This is a genomic window from Streptomyces sp. NPDC017095, from assembly GCF_044332325.1.
Classification (GTDB): Bacteria; Actinomycetota; Actinomycetes; order Streptomycetales; family Streptomycetaceae; genus Streptomyces.
The window spans coordinates 179,972-200,208 of the sequence record NZ_JBIROU010000004.1 but is presented as its reverse complement, the minus strand read 5'-3'; the positions used below and the strand labels follow the sequence as shown (position 1 = coordinate 200,208).

17 protein-coding genes are annotated in these 20,237 nt (G+C 73.0%); 7 read left to right on the top strand and 10 right to left on the bottom strand.

The features are described from left to right. The first annotated feature begins 20 nt into the window (after positions 1-20). The 5 genes from ACH4OA_RS10055 to ACH4OA_RS10035 all read left to right on the top strand — a co-directional run bounded on the left by ACH4OA_RS10055 (position 21) and on the right by ACH4OA_RS10035 (position 6,542). Positions 21-1,631 carry an MFS transporter gene (locus tag ACH4OA_RS10055; RefSeq protein WP_397946097.1) on the top strand — a complete coding sequence of 537 codons (1,611 nt, stop codon included), beginning with the start codon at positions 21-23 and terminating at the stop codon, positions 1,629-1,631. 196 nt (positions 1,632-1,827) lie between these two features. Further along, positions 1,828-2,589, top strand: a complete 762-nt coding sequence (locus ACH4OA_RS10050; protein WP_397968506.1) for a DeoR/GlpR family DNA-binding transcription regulator — start codon at positions 1,828-1,830, stop codon at positions 2,587-2,589. Continuing rightward, positions 2,586-3,533, top strand: coding sequence for a 1-phosphofructokinase (gene pfkB / locus ACH4OA_RS10045; protein ID WP_365883185.1), 948 nt, complete (start codon positions 2,586-2,588; stop codon positions 3,531-3,533). The genes ACH4OA_RS10050 and pfkB overlap by 4 nt, the downstream gene beginning before the upstream one ends. Positions 3,534-3,974: 441 nt before the next feature. Continuing rightward, entirely contained in the window at positions 3,975-6,146 is a 2,172-nt protein-coding gene (locus ACH4OA_RS10040) for a fructose-specific PTS transporter subunit EIIC (protein WP_397968504.1), read from the top strand. A 120-nt stretch (positions 6,147-6,266) separates the two neighbouring features. Next, positions 6,267-6,542: a hypothetical protein gene (locus ACH4OA_RS10035; protein WP_397946095.1), complete on the top strand. Its 276-nt coding sequence runs from the start codon at positions 6,267-6,269 to the stop codon at positions 6,540-6,542. Positions 6,543-6,655: 113 nt separating this feature from the next. On the opposite strand, the gene ACH4OA_RS10030 is transcribed toward ACH4OA_RS10035, so the two are convergent. The 3 genes from ACH4OA_RS10030 to ACH4OA_RS10020 form a co-directional block, all read right to left on the bottom strand. Continuing rightward, complete coding sequence (locus ACH4OA_RS10030; protein WP_397937866.1) at positions 6,656-7,402, bottom strand: DUF6227 family protein; 747 nt, start codon at positions 7,400-7,402, stop codon at positions 6,656-6,658. A 157-nt stretch (positions 7,403-7,559) separates the two neighbouring features. Then, positions 7,560-8,780, bottom strand: a complete 1,221-nt coding sequence (locus ACH4OA_RS10025) for an Ig-like domain-containing protein (RefSeq protein ID WP_365878916.1) — start codon at positions 8,778-8,780, stop codon at positions 7,560-7,562. A gap of 171 nt (positions 8,781-8,951) precedes the next feature. Next, positions 8,952-9,977 carry a P1 family peptidase gene (locus ACH4OA_RS10020; RefSeq protein WP_397968501.1) on the bottom strand — a complete coding sequence of 342 codons (1,026 nt, stop codon included), beginning with the start codon at positions 9,975-9,977 and terminating at the stop codon, positions 8,952-8,954. A 131-nt stretch (positions 9,978-10,108) separates the two neighbouring features. Between ACH4OA_RS10020 and ACH4OA_RS10015 the strand changes: the two genes are divergently transcribed. Beyond that, a complete protein-coding gene (locus tag ACH4OA_RS10015; protein ID WP_397937869.1) occupies positions 10,109-10,285 on the top strand; it encodes a hypothetical protein in 177 nt (58 codons plus the stop codon). Between the two features lie 55 nt (positions 10,286-10,340). Here the strand turns inward: ACH4OA_RS10015 and mscL are convergent, their stop codons facing one another. From mscL to ACH4OA_RS09985, 6 genes are all read right to left on the bottom strand, one after another. Then, positions 10,341-10,817 carry a large conductance mechanosensitive channel protein MscL gene (gene mscL, locus ACH4OA_RS10010; protein ID WP_397968498.1) on the bottom strand — a complete coding sequence of 159 codons (477 nt, stop codon included), beginning with the start codon at positions 10,815-10,817 and terminating at the stop codon, positions 10,341-10,343. A gap of 138 nt (positions 10,818-10,955) precedes the next feature. Then, positions 10,956-11,663 carry a hypothetical protein gene (locus ACH4OA_RS10005; RefSeq protein ID WP_397968497.1) on the bottom strand — a complete coding sequence of 236 codons (708 nt, stop codon included), beginning with the start codon at positions 11,661-11,663 and terminating at the stop codon, positions 10,956-10,958. Positions 11,664-11,890: 227 nt separating this feature from the next. Further along, complete coding sequence (locus ACH4OA_RS10000) at positions 11,891-12,724, bottom strand: S-methyl-5'-thioadenosine phosphorylase (RefSeq protein ID WP_365878906.1); 834 nt, start codon at positions 12,722-12,724, stop codon at positions 11,891-11,893. Positions 12,725-12,835: 111 nt separating this feature from the next. Then, positions 12,836-13,159, bottom strand: coding sequence for an FmdB family zinc ribbon protein (locus tag ACH4OA_RS09995; RefSeq protein WP_397937877.1), 324 nt, complete (start codon positions 13,157-13,159; stop codon positions 12,836-12,838). Positions 13,160-13,226: 67 nt separating this feature from the next. Next, a complete protein-coding gene (locus tag ACH4OA_RS09990; protein ID WP_397937879.1) occupies positions 13,227-14,522 on the bottom strand; it encodes an MFS transporter in 1,296 nt (431 codons plus the stop codon). A gap of 319 nt (positions 14,523-14,841) precedes the next feature. Then, entirely contained in the window at positions 14,842-16,356 is a 1,515-nt protein-coding gene (locus ACH4OA_RS09985; RefSeq protein ID WP_397938107.1) for a potassium/proton antiporter, read from the bottom strand. Between the two features lie 224 nt (positions 16,357-16,580). On the opposite strand from ACH4OA_RS09985, the gene ACH4OA_RS09980 reads away from it, so the two are divergent. Then, on the top strand, positions 16,581-19,454 hold the full coding sequence (locus tag ACH4OA_RS09980; protein ID WP_397968495.1) for a penicillin acylase family protein: 2,874 nt from the start codon (positions 16,581-16,583) through the stop codon (positions 19,452-19,454). Positions 19,455-19,559: 105 nt separating this feature from the next. Here the strand turns inward: ACH4OA_RS09980 and ACH4OA_RS09975 are convergent, their stop codons facing one another. After that, positions 19,560-20,141 (bottom strand): 5-formyltetrahydrofolate cyclo-ligase, encoded by a 582-nt coding sequence (locus tag ACH4OA_RS09975; RefSeq protein ID WP_397968493.1) that lies wholly within the window; start codon positions 20,139-20,141, stop codon positions 19,560-19,562. Positions 20,142-20,237: the final 96 nt, after the last annotated feature.

The following is a 20,237-nucleotide window of genomic DNA, read 5'->3' as shown; positions in this document are numbered from 1 at the left end:
TTAGGACACGATCTGACCTAATGACCTCCTACGTTGAGGACATGACCCACGGCGACAACACCTCCACAGGACGCGGGGCGCTCCGCGACCAGGCGGACGCGGCCCGCACCCGGCACACGACCGCGACTCCCACGGCGCTTCCCGGACCGCCGGCCGACCGGGCCCGCTGGCTGGCCCTGGCCATCGTCATGACGGCGGCCTTCATGGACCTGGTGGACGTGACGATCGTCAACATCGCCATCCCGTCCATCCAGCGCACCGCCCACGCCTCGGTCGGGCAGATCCAGTGGATAACCGCCGGCTACGCCCTCGCCTTCGCCGCCGGTCTGATCACCGGCGGCCGGCTCGGTGACATCCACGGCCGCAAGCGGCTCTTCCTCGTCGGTATCGGCGGCTTCACGCTCGCCTCCGCCCTGTGCGGCTTCGCGGTGAACCCGGAGATGCTGGTCGCCTCCCGCATCCTGCAAGGCGGGATGGCCGCGCTGATGGTGCCGCAGGTGCTGTCGATCGTGCACGCCACCTTCCCGGCGCACGAACGCGGCAAGGTCTTCGGCCTGTTCGGCGCGATCGTCGGTCTCGGCGCGGTCTCCGGTCCGCTGCTGGGCGCGCTGCTGACGGAGTGGAACCTGTTCGGCCTCGAATGGCGGCCCATCTTCCTCATCAACCTCCCCGTCGGCATCCTGGCCTGGCTGCTCGGACGCCGTTTCATCACCGAGTCCAAGGCCCCCAGGGCTCTGAAGCTGGACCTTGTCGGTGTCGCCCTGGTGACGCTGGGCCTGCTGATGCTGCTCTATCCGCTCACGCGCGGCCGTGAGCTGGGCTGGCCCCTGTGGGGACACCTCTGCATGGCCGGTGCGCTCGTGGTCTTCGCGGCGCTGGTGTCGTACGAGAAACGGAAGGCGGCCAGGGACGGTTCCCCGCTGGTCGAACTGTCCCTCTTCCGGGTGAAGAGCTTCGCCGCGGGCATCGCCGTACAGACCGTGTTCGGTGTCGCGCTCGGCATCTTCTTCCTGGTCTGGACGCTGTACATGCAGATCGGCCTGGGCTGGAGCCCGCTGCGGGCCGGGCTGACCGGGGTGCCGTTCTCCCTCGCGGTGTCCGTGGCGGCCGGGCTGTCGGTGCAGCAATTGGTCCCGCGGTTCGGGCGGAAGGTGCTCCAGACGGGAGCGCTGCTGATGGGCGCCGGCGTGCTGCTCTACCTGTGGGAGGCCCACCACTACGGCCTCGCGATCACCTCCTGGCAGATGGCCCTGCCGCTGGTCGTGATGGGCCTGGGCATGGGGCTGATCGTCGCGCCGCTGACCGACGCGGTGCTCTCGGAGGTGCCGCGCGAGCACGCCGGCTCCGCGTCCGGGCTGATCAACACCGTGCAGCAGATGGGCAACGCGCTGGGGCTGGGCCTGGTGTCGGTGGTCTTCTTCGGGCAGATCGGCGACCGGCTGGCCCTGGCCGAGGTCGGTCCGGCCTTCGTCCACGCCTTCCAGCACGCGCTGTGGTTCGTCGCCGCGATCATGGGCGTGATCTTCCTGCTGATGTCTGCCCTGCCCAGGCGTCCCGCCCAGCACGTGGAGGGCGCGGGGGAGGACGAGGCGCCGGCGCGGACCGAGCCGGAGCCGGAACTGGTGCACTGAGCAGGGACGACATACGGACACGGCCCGGCACCGATCAGGTGCCGGGCCTTTTCGCTGCCCTCCCGACCGGCCGGACGGACATCCGGTCATGCCCGATCATGTCCGATCGGGGTCTGAACCTGTTTACTTTCCGGAAATCCGGACGTAGTCTCGCTGGGAAACCACACGTTCGGGCATGAGGTGGAGGCGAACGGACATGTACGCACCGGAACGGCAGCAGGAGATCCTCCGGCTCGCCCGTGACGGCGGCCGGGTGGACGTGCTGTCGCTGGCCGAGGAGTTCCAGGTCACCGCGGAGACCATCCGCCGTGATCTGAAGGCCCTCGACCGCGCCGGTCTCGTCCGCCGGGTGCACGGTGGTGCCATCCCGGCCGGCCGCCTCGACTTCGAACCGGACCTCGCCGAGCGCGAGTCCACCGCGGCCGACGAGAAGGACCGCATCGCCAAGGCGGCCCTCGCGGAACTGCCGGCCGAGGGCACGCTGATCCTCGACGCCGGTTCGACGGTGGCCCGGCTCGCCGCCGCGATCCCGCTGGAGGCGGCCCTCACCGTCGTCACGCACAGCCTGCCCACAGCCGCCCGCCTGGCCGACCACCCGGGCATCCAGCTGCACCTGATCGGCGGACGGGTACGGCACCGTACGCGCGCCGCCGTGGACGCCTGGGCGCTGCGCGCGTACGGCGAGATCCGCGCCGACGTCCTGTTCGTCGCCGCCAACGGCTTCTCCGCCGAGCACGGTCTGACCACGCCGGACCTCGCCGAGGCCGCGGTCAAGCGCGCGGCGGTCGCCGCCGCACGGCGCGTGGTGCTGCTGGCCGACTCCGCCAAGCACGGCCAGGAGCACTTCGCCCGCTTCGGCGGCCTGAGCGACGTGGACCTGCTGATCACCGACAGCGGGCTGAGCCCGGACGAGGCCGCCGCCATCGAGCGCGGCGGCACGGAAGTAGTGCGCGCATGATCCTCACCGTCACCCCGAACCCGTCCCTCGACCGCACCTACGAGATCCCCGCCCTGGAGCGCGGCGAGGTCATCCGCGCCGGCGGCGAGCGCATGGACCCCGGCGGCAAGGGCGTGAACGTCTCGCGCGCCGTCGCCGCCGCGGGCCGGCGCACGGTCGCCGTCCTGCCCCTGGGCGGGGCGCCGGGCGCGCTCGTCGCCGACCTGCTCGACGCGCAGGGCATCGAGGTCGCACCGGTCCCGGTGGCCGGCGCCACCCGCTCCAACATCGCGCTCGCGGAAGCCGACGGCGTGCTCACGAAGATCAACGCGCCGGGCCCGGAGCTGTCGCCGGCCGAACAGGAACTCCTGCTGGACACCGTCCGCGCGCACTCCCGCGACGCCGACTGGATCGCCTGCTGCGGCAGCCTGCCCCGGGGGCTCGCGCCCTCCTGGTACGCCGATGTCGTCACCCGGGCGCACGCCGCGGGCGCCCGGATCGCGCTGGACACCTCGGGGCGCGCGCTCCTGGAGGCACTGCCGGCCCGGCCCGACGTGGTGAAGCCGAACGCCGAGGAACTGGCCGAAGCCGTCGCGCGCCCCCTGGCGACCGTGGGCGACGCGCTCAAGGCGGCCGAGGAGGTGCGCGCGCTGGGCGCGCGCGCCGTACTCGCGAGCCTGGGCGCCGACGGCCAGCTCCTGGTGTCGGACACCGGCGCCTGGTTCGGCAGCGCGCGGGTGAGCGCGGTGCGCAGCAACGTCGGCGCCGGCGACGCCTCCCTGGCCGGTTTCCTCATCGCCGGGGGCACCGGCCCCGAGGCCCTGGCCAGTGCCGTCGCCCACGGCGCCGCCGCGGTCCGGCTGCCCGGCAGCGTGCTGCCGGGGCCCGCCGACCTGGACCCGGCGGCGGTGACCGTCACGGCGGACATCCCGCTGGACCGGGAACTGACGGAGCCGGTGTCATGACCCCGGCCGCCCGCGCCGGCGTCCGCCCCGGGTTCCGCCGGCTCGGCGGACGCGGACCCGCGACACCGCCCGCGACGCCGCCCGCGCCCGCTCCCGAGCGGCGAGGCTCCCCGTTACTCCGCGCGGCCCCGGGCACCCCGGCCGGCTGAACCGCCGTACCGCCCCGGGAACCGAGGCCGCCCGGACCCCCGCTCCCGGGACGCCCGACCGCCCGAGTCGCCTCGGCACCCCGGAAGGCGCGGCCACTCGGCGTTCCCCGGGGCGCGGCCACCGCGGTCGCCTCACCGCTCCCCGGAGGCGAGGCCGTCCGGCCCCCGCCGCGTCGCCGCCCCGGGAGGCGGGGCGTCCCCGGCCCCGCCTCCGTACCCCCCGCACCGCACCCCCGTCCCCACTCCCCGCCCACTCCACTCCCCGGGCGATACGCGCGCGAAGGAGCCCGCGATGAGCGACATGATCTCCGCGGACCTGGTCGACCTCGACCTGTCCGCCGACACCAAGGAAGCGGCGGCCCGCGCCCTCGCCGAGCGCATGGCGGCCCAGGGCCGGGTGACCGACCTGGAGGGCTTCCTCGCCGACGTGGCCGCCCGCGAGGCCCAGATGCCGACCGGTCTGGACGGCGGCATCGGCATCCCGCACTGCCGCAGCGCCCATGTCACCGAACCGACCCTCGCCTTCGGCCGCAGCACGGCCGGTGTCGACTTCGGCGCCGCGGACGGCCCGGCCGACCTGATCTTCCTGATCGCGGCACCCGCCGGCGCCGACGACGCCCACCTGACGATCCTCTCCGCCCTCGCCCGCCAGCTGATGAACGCCGAGTTCACCGCCGCGCTGCGGTCGGTGGGTGACCCGCGGACGGCGGCGGCGCTGATCCGGGGCGACGAGGCGGCAGCGGGCGAGGACGCGCCGAGCGCTGCCGCGCCCGCCCCCGAAGACACCGCCGCGGTGCCGGTGGCGGCCTCCACCGGCACCGCGGCGGGCAGCACCGCCCGCGCCCCCGAGGCACCCGCGGGCGAAACGGCCGGCACCTCCGAGGCAGAGGCGGCCGGCGCCCCTGCGGCACCCGCGGGCGAAACGGCCGGCGCCGGTGACGCGGACGCCCCGGCGCGTCCCTTCCGCGTCGTGGCCGTCACCTCCTGTCCGACCGGCATCGCCCACACCTACATGGCCGCCGAGGCACTGGAGAACGCCGGCCGCGAGGCGGGGATCGAGCTGGCCGTCGAGACGCAGGGATCGGCCGGATTCACCCGGCTGGACCCGGCGGTGATCGCGGCGGCGGACGGCGTGATCTTCGCGCACGACGTCCCCGTACGCGAGAAGGAGCGCTTCGCGGGCAAGCCGACCGTGGACACCGGGGTCAAGGCGGGCATCAACCGCCCGGCCGAACTCGTCGCGGAGGTCCGCCGGAAGGCGGCGCGCGGCGAGGTGAGCGCCCCGGCGCACGCACCGGCCGGCACGCCGGTGGAGCGCGCGGGCGACGCCACCGAGGGCTACGGCACCAAGCTGCGCACCTGGCTGATGTCCGGCGTCAGCTACATGGTCCCGTTCGTCGCCGCCGGCGGTCTGCTCATCGCCCTGGGCTTCGCGATCGGCGGCTGGCAGGTCAACAAGGCCCCGTCGGTCATGGACCACTTCGTGTGGACGCAGTCCGGCAGCTGGGGCGCCCTGCTCTTCCAGATCGGCGGCGTCGCCTTCAAGTTCCTCGTCCCCGTCCTGGCCGGCTACATCGCCTACGGCATGGCCGACCGGCCCGGCCTCGTCCCCGGGTTCGTGGGCGGCGCCATCGCCCTGGACGGCAACGCGGGCTTCCTCGGCGGTCTGGCGGCCGGTCTGATCGCCGGTGGCGTGGTGCTGGGCATCCGGAAGGTGCCGATCCCTCCGGTGCTGCGCGGCATCATGCCGGTGGTGGTGATCCCGCTGATCTCCTCCGCGATCGTCGGCTTCCTGATGTTCGTCGTCATCGGCAAGCCCATCGCCTCCGCCCAGAAGGGCCTCACCGACTGGCTGAACGGCCTCACCGGCAGCAACGCCGTCCTGCTCGGCGCGCTGCTCGGCCTGATGATGTGCTTCGACCTGGGCGGCCCGGTGAACAAGGTCGCCTACACCTTCGCCACCGCCGGCATCGCCGTCGCCCAGCCCGGCGACTCCGCCATGAAGATCATGGCCGCGGTGATGGCGGCCGGCATGGTCCCGCCGCTGGCGATGGCGCTGGCCACCACGGTGCGCGGCCGGCTGTTCACCGCGGCCGAGCGCGAGAACGGCAAGGCCGCCTGGGTGCTGGGCGCCTCCTTCATCTCCGAGGGCGCCATCCCGTTCGCGGCGGCCGACCCGCTGCGGGTCATCCCGTCCGCCATGGCCGGCGGCGCGCTCACCGGCGCCCTGTCGATGACCTTCGGCGCCACCCTGCGCGCCCCGCACGGCGGTGTCTTCGTGGTCCCGCTGATCGGCGACCCGTTCCTGTACCTGGTGGCCATCACGGCCGGCGTGTGCGTCACCACGGCGCTGGTGGTCCTCCTGAAGGGGATGCGCGGGAAGGCGCCCGAGCCCACGGCCACCGAGCCCGCCGCGAGCCCGGTCACCGCGCCGGACGGGACCGGGCAGCCGATAGCGGCCTGACCGCCGCGGCCGCCCACACGGCGTCTTGTCCCTTTGATTCGCTGTGAGTTGTTCACGGCACCTGCGAGATACGTCACGGTCCGGGGCCATGGTCCCGGACCGTGGTGTGTACTGGGAGGCATGCCTGAGCACGCCGGGACCCTCCAGCTGATCGGTGCGGCCGTCCTCGCCGTGACGGCCGTCGCATGGGCCGGCGTCCTGCTGCGCCTGCTGCGCCGCGCGGGCCTGCGGGCCGCCGCCCGGCGGCGCCCCGGACCCGGCGCCCGGCGAGGCTCGGCGCCCCTTCCGGCGCTGCCGCGCCAGACCCGGTTCGGTCCCGCGCAGGAGTCCGTCGAGCTGACGCCCGCGGAACGGGACGCGTTCGCGGGCCTGGTACGGCGACTCGCCAACGGCTGACCCGCACCGGCCCGCGTGGACTCGTACCGGCCCGCGTGGACTCCGTACCCGGCGGACCGGGAACTTTGCTCCCGGCGGACCCGGGGGACGGTTCCGGCCGGGTCGCCGGTCCGTCAGCGCTGCCGTGCCGCGCGCCGCTCCATCGCCTCCCGGGCGGCTTCCTCCGACATGTAGACCTCGCACATGTGCCGTCCGTCGGGCGTGGCCGTGTGCTCCACCTCCCACAGGGAGATCTCGGCGCCGTCGGGCAGCAGGAAGGCGTGCTCGTACAGCGCGTAGTTCAGACCCGTCCGGCCCGCCCGTCCCGGCCGGCCGAACGCCTGGGTGATCGCGTGCGCGGTCGCCGTCGCCAGCAGCGCGGCCGTCGCCTCGCCGGGGCGGTCGGGGTTCTCCGCCCGGCGCAGCAGCCGGCGCGCGTGGTCGGCGGAGTCACCGGAGGCGAACGTGTGCCGGGGCTCGGGGACCGCCCACAGCCGCGTCGGCGCGGGCAGTTCGAAGTCCCGGGTCTCCGGCGGCAGCCCGAGCCGTGCCGTGGCGGTCTGCAACTCCTCCTCGTCGGCGTACACCTCGTGCTCCGGCGCGCTGCCCGGCGTGGGGTTGTGCACCAGTTCCCACAGCGTGACGGCGGCGCCGTCGGCCAGCAGCCAGGTGTGCCGGTACGTCTCCCGGTGCAGTCCCGAGCTGTGGTAGGCGGAGTGCAGCGAACTGTCGTGCGCCAGCGCGCAGTCCAGTTGCCTTATCACCTCGTCGGGCAGTTCGAAGGAGTTCAGGGCACGGCCGAGGAGTCGCGCGAGATGCTCCTCCGGAGACTCGGGCGACTCGGCTGGTTCGTACGCTGCGGTCTCGTACGGAACGCTCAAGGCATCTCCCGGCGTTGCTGCATGTCACCTTGTGGGTGCATACCGTAGCCCCTCGCCCGGAGGTCGTGTCCAGGAACCGGGAAAACGTACGCCGGGAAAACACGCGGGTCGCGCGAAAAGTTCCCGCGCGACCCGCTGTCCTGTCAAAACCCGCCGGTCAGGCGGCACTCCCGGCGGTCCAGGCGCTCCACGACATGTTCCAGCCGTTGAGACCGTTGTCGGGGGAGACGGTGGTGTCGGGGGAGTTCTTCACGATCACGACGTCCCCGACGAGCGAGTTGTCGTAGAACCACTTGGCGCTGGTGTCGCCCTGCGCGCCCTGCACGTCCGCGAGGCCGACGCAGCCGTGGCTGGTGCCCTCCCGGCCGAACGGCGGGTTGCCCTTGTTGTACCAGTAGTTGCCGTGGATGAACGTCCCCGACGACGTCAGCCGCATCGCGTGCGGCACGTCCGGTATGTCGTACTCCCCGCCGAAGCCGACCGTCGAGCCGTTCATGCGGGTCTGCACGAACTTCTCCGAGATGACCATCTGCCCGTTGTACGTGGTGTGCTGCGGGCTGCCCGCCGAGATCGGCACCGACTTCAGGGTCCGGCCGTCCCGCACCACCGTCATGGTCTGCGTGTGGACGTCGACCGTGGAGACCTGCGACCGGCCGACGGTGAAGGACACGGTCTTCTTCTGCACGCCGTAGACACCCTTGGCGCCCTCGACGCCGTCCAGGTCGATGTCCAGCGTGACCTTGGAGCCGGCCTTCCAGTACTCCTGCGGCCTGAAGTCCAGCCGCCGGTCCCCGAACCAGTGCCCGGCCACCTGCTGGCCGCTGTTGGTGCCGACCTTGATGTGCGCCTGCACGGCCTTCTTGTCGGTGATCGACTTGTCGAAGGTGAAGGACACCGGCATGCCGACGCCGACCGTCGCGCCGTTGTCGGGCGTGTAGGTGCCGATGAAGCTGTTCGACGTGGTGACGGTGGAGAAGATGGAGTTGGCCGCGGCGGTGCGGCCCTCGCCGTCCTTCGCGGTCGCGTTGATCTCGTACTTCGTCCCGCGCTCCAGCTGCTGCTTCGGCTTCCAGCTGTGGCCGTCCGCCGATATCGCCCCGGGCACGGTCTGCCCCGAGCCCGCCACGGTCATCTTCACCTCGGTCAGCCGGCCGTCGCTGACCTTCACGCCGGTGGCGTTGATGGACGCCCCGGTCGCGCCGTCCTTGGCGGATATCGCTATCTTCGCCGCCGACGTCTTCGGGGAGTCCTTGCCGCCCTTGCCGTCGTCGTTGTTCGCGGTGGCGCTGCCGCCGCAGGCGGTCAGGGTGAGGGCGCCGACCATCAGGGCGGCACAGGCCCCGAGTGCGCGCCGCGCTGTAATGTCCGGCGTTGTCACGGGCTGCTCCAGGTTCGTGTGAGGTACGGGATCCGTTCCGGTCGTGAGGGAAGAGGGCGCCGGTGCCGGGGAAGGTTCCCTTCCGCCTGCCCGAACGCCGTCACGTGACAGAACCGCGACAATCCAGCCCCCGAAGGGCCCGGCCCGTGCCTTCCGTACGGCGCGCCGCCTTCACTTCTCCCCGTACAGCTCCCCGTACGACGGCCAGGTGCCGCCCGGCCCGTGGACCGGCGCGGCGGCCCGCACGGCCCGTACGATCGCGCGCGTCACGAGGTCCGCGCCGGCGGCCAGGATGTCGTTGAGCGCCAACGGGTGGGCGTCCAGCGGGCGGTCGCCGGTCGCCAGCGCGAACACCGTGTCCCCGTCGTGCAGCAGATGCACCGGCCGCACCGCGCGGGCGATCCCGTCGTGCGCCGTGCCCGCCAGCTTCTGCGCCTGCGCCTTGGTCAGGCCGGCGTCCGTCGCGACCACCGCCAGCGTGGTGTTGAGCGGCGGGGCGGTGTGGGTGGCGGCGGCCTCCGCCAGGCGCCGGGTGGCCGCCTCGTGCACCCGTTCCCGCGGACAGGCCACCCGCCCCTGGAACAACTCCCCGTACAGCACGCCCGTCTCCGGGTGCAGGACCGCGCCCGCGGCGTTCACGACCACCAGCGCGGCCACCGTGATCCCCGAGCCGAGCACCGTACTCGCGGTGCCCACGCCGCCCTTGAGCAGCCCGGCGACGGCGCCCGTGCCGGCGCCCACGCAACCCTCGGGCACCCGCGCGCCCGGCGCGCTCGCCGCCGCGGCCTCCACCGCCGCGCGCCCCGTCGCCGCGTCCGGACGCGCGCGGAAGTCCCCGCCGCGCCCCAGGTCGAACACGCAGGCCGCCGGCACCACCGGCACCACGTGCGCCGGGTCCGTCCCCACCGGCACCCCGCGGCCCCGCTCCTCCAGCCAGGCCATCACCCCCGACGCCGCGTCGAGTCCGTACGCGCTCCCTCCGGTCAGCACCACGGCGTCGACCCGGCCCACCAGGTTGCGCGGATCCAGTGCGTCGGTCTCCTTGGTGCCGGGCCCGCCGCCGCGCACGTCCACGGCGGCGACGGCGCCGCCCTCGGGGGCCAGGACGACCGTGGTGCCGGTGAGCCAGCCGTCCCCGGCGCGGGTGGCGTGCCCCACCCGCAGCCCGGCGACATCCGTCAATGCGTCAGCTGTCATGCACGCCAGTCTCACCCAGCCCGCCGCCCGCGCCAGGGGGACCAGCCGGCCGGAGCGGCGGCGCCCGCCCGGTCCGGCGGCGGGACGGGCGGCTCGCCGGGGCGGTCACGCGGGCGCCGTACCCTTGGGGCATGAGCACCGCCCCCGAACCCGAGCCGCGCGCCCCGAGGCCCGCGCTGGTCTTCGACGACCCGCTGGACCAGCAGTCCTCGGACGACACCGACCGCGGGTGGGGCGAGCGCCCGGCCGGCGACGGCGCCGCCGACCTGAAGCGCTTCCTCGACGAGAAGCCGCCCCACCACCTCTGAGCCGGCGGCGCCGCCAGAGCCGGCCCGGCCAGTTCCGTCTGCCGTGCGACCGTCCCTAGGACCTGTCCTGTCCCGGGCCGCGCTGGGCCAGCAGGGCGTCGCGGATCTCCTTGAGCACCTCCAGCTCGGACACCTCGACGATCTCTTTGGTGCCCTCCCGCGCCGCCTTGCGGTCCGCCTGCCGGGCCAGGTACTTGGACATCGGCAGGATCATCAGGAAGTACACCACCGCCGCCGTGATCACGAAGGTGAGCGTGGCGCCCAGGACGGAACCCCACAGGATCGGCACACCACTCCTGACCGTGCCGTCCGCGGCCACCGCGCACGGGTCCTTCAGACACGAGCTGTAGTGGTCGAGGTTCTGCGTGCCGATCGCACCGACCAGCGGGTTGATGACCCCCTTCACCACCGAGTTGACGATGTTCGTGAAGGCCGCGCCGATGACCACGGCGACCGCCAGATCGATGACGTTGCCGCGCATCAGGAAGGCCTTGAAGCCGTGCCAGACGCTCGGTTCCTTCTTCGCGCTCACGTGGGGGACTCTCCTCGCGTACACAGGGTGGGGAACGAAACGCTCCGCAACCTACGGCACGGTGTGGCCAGGCTGTCCACTGCCGTAACTCGATCGAGCTACTTGACAGCAGGCTGACGACCTTCTGTAGGAGGGGTTTCAGCACAGCGTCACCGCCAGGCGTGCGGTGGCGGCCGCGCCGACCAGCCGGGCCGCCGTGGCCCGTGGCACCGACAGCACGACCAGGGCCCCGCTCTCGGCCGCGCCGTCCAGCGGCCGCGGCACCCGCGTCACCCGCACGCCGCGCGCCAGCACCCGGGCACCGCCCCCGGCGGACGCGTCCTGCGCCGCGATGACGTCGACGCGGTCACCGGGCCGCAGCAACCGCACCGTGGCGGCGTCGGCGATCCGCACCGGTGCCGTCACCAGCCGTTCCGCCGGGTGCCGTCGTACCGGAGCGGTGGCGCGGTGCCCGTGCGCGCGCCCCGCGCCGTCCGGCTCCGCGCCGGTTCCGGGCCCCGCGGCCACCAGCGCCGCCGCCGTCACCGCCAGGCCGGCCGCGACGGCCCGCCCGCGGTGCCGGACGAGCCCGTGCGGCCGGTACCGCCCGCCGCGCACGCCCACCGGATCGAACGCGGGCACCTCGCGCGTCGCCGGGGCGTCCGTGCCCAGCGGGCGCGGCGGCCGGAAGAGCGGCGGGCTGTGGCCCAGGCGCGGATTCGGGCCCGGGCGCGGACTCGGGTACGGATACGGGTGCGGGCTCGGGTGCGGATGTTGCGGGCTCGGGTGCGGACTCGGGTACGGCTGCGGGTGCAGGTTCGGCTGCGGGTCCGGGGCCGGGTTCGGGTCCGGGGCGTACGAGGGCATCGGGATCACCGCCTGCGACGAGGGATTCGGCGTGTGCTGCCACCATGACGCCTCGCGCCGGATCCCGTCGGGGCCGGTGGACCGGGCGCGGATTGTGGATAACTCGCTCACCCGAAGGGGGAGTTCCGCTTACCGGCCCGCGCCCCGCGGCCCACGCTACGGCAGCCCGCAGCCCGCAGCCCGCAGCCCGCAGCCCGCTGCCCGCGGTCTCCGGCCCGCGCCCCGCGCTACGGCAGCCGGAACCCCGGGTCCATCCCGCCGAGGGCACCGGCGCACAGGCAGTCCCGGGCGCCGGTCTCCGGCAGGGCCGCCACCGCGTCGAACAGGACCCCGCGCAGCCGGTCCACGTTGGCCGCGAACACCCGCAGCACCTCCTCGTGCGAGACTCCCTCGCCGGTCTCGGCGCCCGCGTCCAGGTCGGTGACCAGGGTCAGCGACGTGTAGCACAGCTCCAGTTCCCGGGCGAGCGCCGCCTCCGGGTGGCCGGTCATGCCCACCACCGACCAGCCCTGGGCCCGGTGCCACAGGGACTCGGCGCGCGTCGAGAAACGCGGACCCTCGACCACGACCAGCGTGCCGCCGTCCACCGGTTCCCAGTCCCGGCCGCGGGCCGCCTTCAGCGCGGCGGCCCGCCCGGTGGGGCAGTAGGGGTCGGCCATGGAGACGTGAACGACGTTCGGCACGGTGCCGTCGGGCAGCGGCAGCCCGTCGAAGTAGGTCTGCGCCCGGGACTTGGTCCGGTCCGCGAACTGGTCCGGCACGAGCAGGGTGCCGGGGCCGTACTCGGGACGCAGGCCGCCCACCGCGCAGGGGCCGAGGACCTGTCGCACGCCGACCGAGCGCAGCGCCCACAGGTTGGCCCGGTAGTTGATGCGGTGCGGCGGCAGGTGGTGGCCGCGGCCGTGGCGGGGCAGGAAGGCGACCCGGCGGCCGGCGACCTCGCCGAGGAAGAGGGAGTCGCTGGGTGCTCCGTACGGGGTGTCCACCCGGACCTCGGTGACGTCGTCGAGGAAGGAGTAGAACCCCGAGCCGCCGATTACGCCGATCTCTGCGTTCGCCATGACCAGCACACTAGCGGGCCGTCGTCCGGCGCCCGCTTCCCGTCCGCGAAGCGGCGGACGGTACGCCGAAGACCCTGCCGTCGGGCGACGGCAGGGTCCGGGTGAGACGCCTCAGGCGGCGGAGCTGCTGGTGGAGCTGGACGACGAAGACGACGACGAAGAAGACGACGTCGACGAGGACGAGGTCGAAGACGAGGACGTCTTGGCGTCGGACGACGAGGCGGCCGGCTTCGACGCCGGGGTGCTGCTCGACGAGGAGCCGCGGGAGTCGTTGCGGTAGAACCCGGAGCCCTTGAAGACGATGCCGACCGCGGAGAACACCTTCTTCAGGCGGCCCTGGCAGCTGGGGCACTCGGTCAGGGCGTCATCGCTGAATTTCTGCACCGCCTCAAGGCCCTCGCCGCACTCGGTGCACTGGTACTGGTAGGTCGGCACTGTCTTCCTCCTGGCACTCTCACTCAATGAGTGCTAACGACGGTCCATAGTGACGTATTCCCGGGGATCAGTCCACCGTGACCGGGGCGCGGTGACCGACGCCACGTGCGACCGTGTGGTGGCGGGGCCGCGTGACGAGCCGGGAACGCAGGGCCAGCAGGGTGGCCAGTGCGAGCACGGTACCGGCCATGGGCACGAGGAATCCCGCGCCGTCCCACAGCCGGTCCTCCAGCTGTCCCGCGACCGTGACGGCGGCGGCCTGGCCGAGCGCGACCGCGCCGGTCAGCCAGGTGAAGGCCTCCGTGCGGGCGCCCGGTGCGACCAGGCCCTCGACCAGCGTGTAGCCGGTGATCAGCGACGGCGCGATGCACATGCCGACCAGCAGGCCGAGCGCGGCGAGCAGCGGCACGGAGTGCGCCGTCCACAGCGCGGACGCGGCCAGCGCGAGCGCGGTGTAGCCGGTCACGAGGCGCTTGTGGGGTGCCGCCTTCCAGGCGATCGCGCCGCAGACGACGCCGGAGAGCATGTTGCCGGCGGCGAAGACGCCGTACAGGACGCCGTTCATGCCGGGTTCGCCGATCGACTCGGTGAAGGCGGCGAGCGACACCTGCATGCCGCCGAAGACCGAACCGATGCCCAGGAAGGTCACGATCAGCACGCGCACGCCCGGGACGCGCAGCGCCGGGACGTGCCGTTCGCGCGTCTGGCCGTTCCCGGCGGTGACCGGCGGCTGGGTGCTCTTCTGCGCGGCGAAGAGGAGACCGCCGACGAGGGTCAGCCCGGCCTCCGTGACCAGGCCGGCGGCCGGGGCCACGGCGGTGCACAGCGCGGTCGCCAGCAGCGGGCCGAAGACGAAGGTCAGCTCGTCCGTGACCGACTCGAACGCCGCCGCGGTGGTCATCAGCGGCGAGCCCTGGAGCTTCACGCCCCAGCGGGCGCGCACCATGGGGCCGACCTGCGGCACCGAGGCGCCGGTCGGGACGGCCGCGGCGAACAGCGCCCACAGCGGCGCGTGGGCCAGCGCGAGGGCCGTCAGGGACAGGCCGGAGAGCGTGTGCGCCAGCACCCCGGGGAGCAGGACCGCGCGCTGGCCGTAACGGTCGGCCAGCCGGCCGCTGTACGGCGCGAACACCGCCATGGAGACGCCGGTGGCGGCCGCTACGGCGCCGGCGGCGCCGTACGAGCCGGTGGTGTGCTGGACGAGCAGCACGATGGAGAGGGTGAGCATCGCGAACGGCTGGCGCGCCGCGAAGCCGGGGATCAGGAACGTCCAGGCGCCGCGGGTGCGCAGCAGCTGTCCGTATCCGGGGCGGGAGGACGCCGGTGAGGTCTTCTCCGGTTCGGTGGTGACCGTGGATCCCACGGCCCGTGCCTTTCTGCCGCCTGGTAGCGCGCGGGCCCCGTGCGGGCCGGGCGCCGAGAGCTGTCCTCTTGCGCGGACTGCGGTAGATGCCGACGCCCACGGGGCGACCCGGCCGCCATACGGTCGCGCCAGCTCTGCGTCAGGCAGAGTTGGTTCGATCAGGGTGCGCCTTCATCGTACAGGGACCACTCCCGGCACGGCTGTGAAAGCGAGCACCATGAAGGCTGCCACCTGGGATTGCGCGGAGCCGCAGAGCCGCAGAGCCGCGGAGCCGCGGAGCCGCGGAGCCGTGGAGCCGCGGACCGCAGGGCGCACGCCGTCACCGCCCGCCGTCCGTCCCGCCGGCCGCGTCCGTGCCCAGCCAGCCCGCCAGCTTGCCGCCGTGGGCGACCGCGCGCAGCCGCCGCTCGGCGGCGTCGCGGACCGGGTCGGTGGCCACGACCAGCAGCTCGTCACCGCGCCGCAGCACCGTCGCGGGCAGCGGAACAAACGATTTTCCTTCGCGCACCACCAGGGTGACCGCCGCACCGGGCGGCAGCCGCAGCTCGCTGATCTCCACCCCGTGCATCCGCGACCCCTCGGGCACCGTGACGGACAGCAGATGCCCGCGCAGCCGCTCCAGGGGCGCCGACTCGATGCCGAGGTCCGACGCCTCGCCCTGCTCGCCCAGCCGCAGGACGCGCGCCAGCCAGGGCAGGGTCGGGCCCTGCACGAGCGTGTAGACCACGACCAGGACGAAGACGATGTTGAAGATCCGGCGGCTGCCGCCGACGCCGTTCACCATCGGGATGGTGGCCAGGATGATGGGGACGGCGCCGCGCAGCCCCGCCCACGACATCAGCGCCTGCTCGCGCCACGGCACCCGGAACGGCGTCAGGCTGCACAGCACGCTCAGCGGCCGGGCCACCATGGTCAGCACCAGCCCGATGAGCAGGGCGGGCCAGACGTCGTCGCCCAGCTCGTGCGGGGTGACCAGCAGGCCGAGGACGACGAACATGCCGATCTGGGCGATCCAGCCGAGCCCCTCGGCGAAGCCGCGGGTGGCGGGCCAGTGCGGCAGCCGGGCGTTGCCGAGCACCATGGAGGCCAGGTAGACGGCGAGGAAGCCGCTGCCGTGGCCCAGCGCGCCGGCGGCGTACGCGGTGACGGCGATGGCCATCACGGCGATCGGGTAGAGGCCGGACGCGGGCAGCGCCACGTGCCGCAGGCCCCAGGCGCCGACCCAGCCCACGGCGATCCCGATGGCCGCGCCGAGGGCCAGCTCCAGGACGATCTCGCCGAGCAGCAGGTACCAGTGCTCGACCGGACCGGCGGTGGAGAAGGCGACGACCAGGATGACCACCGGGGCGTCGTTGAAGCCGGACTCGGCCTCCAGGGTGCCCGTCACACGCGCGGGCAGGGGAATCCTGCGCAGCACCGAGAAGACCGCCGCCGCGTCGGTCGAGGACACCACCGCGCCCACGATGAGCGCCTGCCGCCACTCCAGCCCGACCAGACAGTGCGCGCCGGCCGCGGTGACCCCCACGCTGACCGCGACCCCCACCGTCGCCAGGACCGAGGCGGAGGACAGGACCGGCCGGACCTCCTTCCACTTCGTGCCCAGGCCGCCCTCGGCGAGGATCACGACGAGGGCCGCGTAGCCCATGACCTGGGTCACCTCGACGCTGTCGAAGTGGATGTGGCCGAGGCCGTCCTGGCCCATGAGCACGCCGATGCCCAGGTACACGAGCAGGCTGGGGAGCCCGCTGCGGGAGGAGATCCGCACGGCCGCGACGGCGACGAGCAGGACGACGGAGCAGACGAGCAGCAGCTGGTTGAGGTGGTGAACAGTCAGCGGGCGTTCCTCCTCGGGCGAGGTCCGGGGATCTCCGGATACTTCGTTACCTTACCTAACTCTTGACGCTTTCTTGACGTTCCCCAGGGCAAGATCGAACGCTCGTGCGCGCTGGTTCCCGACTCCGCGTCAAGCGGGACAGGGCCCTGCGCCTATGGTTGCTCCAGCGCTCATTCAAAGTCACAGCCCGACCTGCCGCTCGCGTTAGGACAGCAAGGACAGCGATGCCCCCCAACACCACCGCCACAACGGGTGACACCGCCACCACGGGTGCCACGTCCGTCAAGTCCGGCAGGAAGAAGGGGCGCAAAGCCCGACTGTTCGTGCTGGTGCTCGTCCTGGCCCTCGTCGGCGGCATCGCCTACGGGGCGTACTGGTCGATCAGCACCGTCCGCGCCTCCTTCCCGCAGACCACCGGCTCCCTCCGGCTCGACGGCCTGTCCGGACCGGTCGACGTCAGACGGGACGGCTACGGCATCCCGCAGGTCTACGCCTCCTCGGACGAGGACCTGTTCATGGCGCAGGGCTACGTCCAGGCGCAGGACCGGTTCTACGAGATGGACGTGCGCCGGCACATGACCTCCGGGCGCCTGTCGGAGATGTTCGGCAAGAGCCAGGTCAAGAACGACGAGTTCCTGCGCACCCTCGGCTGGGACCGGATCGCGCAGCAGGAGTACGACACCAAGCTGTCGGCCGCCACCAAGAAGTACCTCCAGGCGTACGCCAAGGGCGTCAACGCCTACCTCCAGGGCAAGGACGGCGCGGACCTCTCCCTGGAGTACGCGGCCCTGGGGCTCACCAACGACTACAAGCCGCAGAAGTGGACCCCGGTCGACTCCGTCGCGTGGCTGAAGGCGATGGCCTGGGACCTGCGCGGCAACATGCGCGACGAGATCGACCGCGCCCTGATGACCAGCCGGCTCGGCCCGCAGCAGATCCAGGACCTGTACCCGGCCTATCCGTACGGCCGTAACAAGCCGATCGTGCAGGAGGGCCAGTACGACCAGCTGACGCAGGCCTTCCGGCAGAGCGGCTCCTCGGGCTCGGAGGGAACGACGGGGACCACGGGCACGACGGGGACCACCGGGACCACGGGAACCACCGGCACGACCGGGACCACGGGCACGACCGGGACCACGGGCACGACCGGGACCACGGGCACGACGGGCACCTCCGGCACGGCCGGGACGGGATCGGCGCTCACGGGCCAGCTCGGCGGCCTCACCGAGGTCCTGGACGGCCTGCCCTCGGCCGTCGGCGTGAACGGCCAGGGCATCGGCTCCAACTCCTGGGTGGTGGCCGGGAAGTACACCATCACCGGCAAGCCGCTGCTCGCCAACGACCCGCACCTGTCGGCGTCCGTGCCGTCGGTCTGGTACCAGATGGGCCTGCACTGCCGGACCGTCTCGGACAAGTGCCAGTACGACGTCTCGGGTTACACGTTCGCCGGTATGCCCGGTGTGATCATCGGCCACAACGCGAAGATCGCCTGGGGCATGACCAACTCCGGTGTCGACGTCACCGACCTCTACCTGGAGAAGGTCAGCGCGAACGGCTACCTGTACGACGGCAAGGTGCGGCCGTTCAAGACCCGCGAGGAGACCATCAAGGTCGCCGGCGGCGAGGCCAAGACGATCGTCGTCCGCCAGACCCAGGACGGCATGCCGCTGCTGTCCGACCGCGACGACGAACTCGTCCAGGTCGGCCGGAAGGCCACCGTGAACACCGCCGCGCCCGACCGGGGCGACGGCTACGGCATCGCCCTGCGGTGGACCGCGCTCGACCCGGGCACCTCCATGGACGCCGTGTTCGCCCTCGACAAGGCCGGCGGCTGGGACGAGTTCCGCGCGGCGGCGGCCCGCTTCGACGTGCCCTCGCAGAACCTCGTCTACGCCAGCACGGACAACCACATCGGCTACACGCTGCCCGGCCGGATCCCGACGCGCCCGGCCAAGGACGCCGGCGCCCTGCCGGCGCCCGGCTGGGACTCCGGGTACCGCTGGACGGGCTTCGTCAAGCAGGACGAGCTGCCCTACGAGTACGACCCCGCGCGCGGCTACATCGTCACCGCCAACCAGGCCGTGGTCGACCAGGCGGCGTACCCGTACACGCTGACCACCGACTGGGGCTACGGCACCCGCAGCCAGCGCATCACCGACCTGATCGAGTCCAAGATCAAGGGCGGCGGCAAGATCTCCACCGACGACATGCGGCAGATGCAGCTGGACAACAGCAGCGAGATCGCCAAGCTGCTGGTGCCCAGGCTGCTGAAGCTGAACCTGGACGACCCGGACGTCCGCCAGGCGCAGAAACTGCTGGAGGGCTGGGACTACACCCAGGACGCCGACTCCGCGGCGGCCGCCTATTTCAACGCGGTCTGGCGCAACATCCTCAAGCTGGCCTTCGGCAACAAGCTGCCCAAGGAGGTGCGGGTCAAGGGCCAGTGCCTGTGGGTCGAGAAGATCGACAGCACCGGCCCGGTGGACGACGACACCAAGGTCCGCGAGTGCGGCGAGCGCGACGCCGACCAGGCGCAGCCGGACGGCGGCGACCGCTGGTTCGAGGTCGTGCGCACCCTGCTGGACAAGCCGGACAGCGACTGGTGGAAGACGCCCAAGGCGGGCACCCGGCCCGCCGCGGACAACCGCGACCAGCTCCTCGCCCGTGCCATGATCGACGCCCGCTGGGAGCTGACCGCCAAGCTGGGCAAGGACATCGACACCTGGAGCTGGGGCCGGCTGCACCGGCTGTTCCTGAAGAACCAGACGCTCGGCACCGAGGGCCCCAAGGTGGTGCAGTACCTGCTCAACCGCGGCCCGTGGAAGCTCAGCGGCGGCGAGGCCGCGGTGAACGCCACCGGCTGGAACGCCGCCGGCGGCTACAACGTGGTCTGGGTGCCGTCGATGCGGATGGTCGTCAACCTCGCCGACCTCGACAAGTCCAAGTGGATCAACCTGGCCGGCGCCTCCGGGCACGCCTTCAGCGCGCACTACACCGACCAGACGGGCAAGTGGGCCAAGGGCGAACTGCTGCCCTGGTCGTTCTCGGCCAAGTCGGTGGACAAGAACACGAGCGACACCCTCGTGCTGAAGCCGTGACCCGTACGGCACCGCACTGAGAACGGCCCTCCACGCGCGCGTGGAGGGCCGTTCTCCTTCCCGGCGGCCGGCTCATCCCAGCGGGCGCGGCGGCGGGGAAGCCGGTCAGGGGCCGGTGAAGCGGCGCGCGCCCGAGGGCGTCACCACCGCGTGCACCGGTTTGTCGTGCGCCTCGGCCGGGACGCGCGCGACGACCTCCGTGTCGTAGAGCAGCACCACGAGCCACGGGCGCGCGCCCGCGCGCTCCAGCCGGGCCAGCACCCGGTCGTACGACCCTCCGCCGCGCCCCAGGCGCATCCCGCGCGCGTCCACCGCGAGCCCGGGCAGCAGGACGGCGTCCGCGGCCGTCACGGCGTCCGGGCCGAGCCGCGCGCCGGAGGGTTCGAAAAGAGCCATCTTCCCGCCGTGCCGGACCGGCGTCAGGGAGTCCGGGCCGGCGTACTCGCCCCAGTCCAGGTCGTCGTCGGGCAGCAGCGCCGGCAGCAGCACCCGCACGCCCCGCGCACGCAGCGCGTCCAGCAGCGGCCGGGTGTCCGGTTCGCCGCCCACCGCGGCATACGCGGCCACCGTCCGCGCCCGGGCCAGCTCGGGCAGTTCCAGCGCGCGCTCGGCCAGCACACGGCCCGTCTCGCGGACGTCGTCCGCCGGCAACCTGTTCCTCACCCGGAGGAATTCCCGCCGCAACATCCGTTTGCCAGGGTGGCCCTTGGGTCCGCCGTCTTCCACTGCTCGTCCTCGTCTCCTTCTTAATGCGGGTCATATGAGGGTCAAGCCGCCGGGAGC

Coding starts and splice junctions, on each gene's coding strand:
- ACH4OA_RS10020 (WP_397968501.1), bottom strand. CDS start 9,977: ATGACAGCTGACGCATTGACGGATGTCGCCGGGCTGCGGGTGGGGCAC.
- ACH4OA_RS10040 (WP_397968504.1), top strand. CDS start 3,975: ATGAGCGACATGATCTCCGCGGACCTGGTCGACCTCGACCTGTCCGCC.
- ACH4OA_RS10005 (WP_397968497.1), bottom strand. CDS start 11,663: ATGCCCTCGTACGCCCCGGACCCGAACCCGGCCCCGGACCCGCAGCCG.
- ACH4OA_RS10055 (WP_397946097.1), top strand. CDS start 21: ATGACCTCCTACGTTGAGGACATGACCCACGGCGACAACACCTCCACA.
- ACH4OA_RS10050 (WP_397968506.1), top strand. CDS start 1,828: ATGTACGCACCGGAACGGCAGCAGGAGATCCTCCGGCTCGCCCGTGAC.
- ACH4OA_RS10000 (WP_365878906.1), bottom strand. CDS start 12,724: ATGGCGAACGCAGAGATCGGCGTAATCGGCGGCTCGGGGTTCTACTCC.
- ACH4OA_RS10035 (WP_397946095.1), top strand. CDS start 6,267: ATGCCTGAGCACGCCGGGACCCTCCAGCTGATCGGTGCGGCCGTCCTC.
- ACH4OA_RS10015 (WP_397937869.1), top strand. CDS start 10,109: ATGAGCACCGCCCCCGAACCCGAGCCGCGCGCCCCGAGGCCCGCGCTG.
- pfkB (WP_365883185.1), top strand. CDS start 2,586: ATGATCCTCACCGTCACCCCGAACCCGTCCCTCGACCGCACCTACGAG.
- ACH4OA_RS09980 (WP_397968495.1), top strand. CDS start 16,581: ATGCCCCCCAACACCACCGCCACAACGGGTGACACCGCCACCACGGGT.
- ACH4OA_RS09975 (WP_397968493.1), bottom strand. CDS start 20,141: ATGTTGCGGCGGGAATTCCTCCGGGTGAGGAACAGGTTGCCGGCGGAC.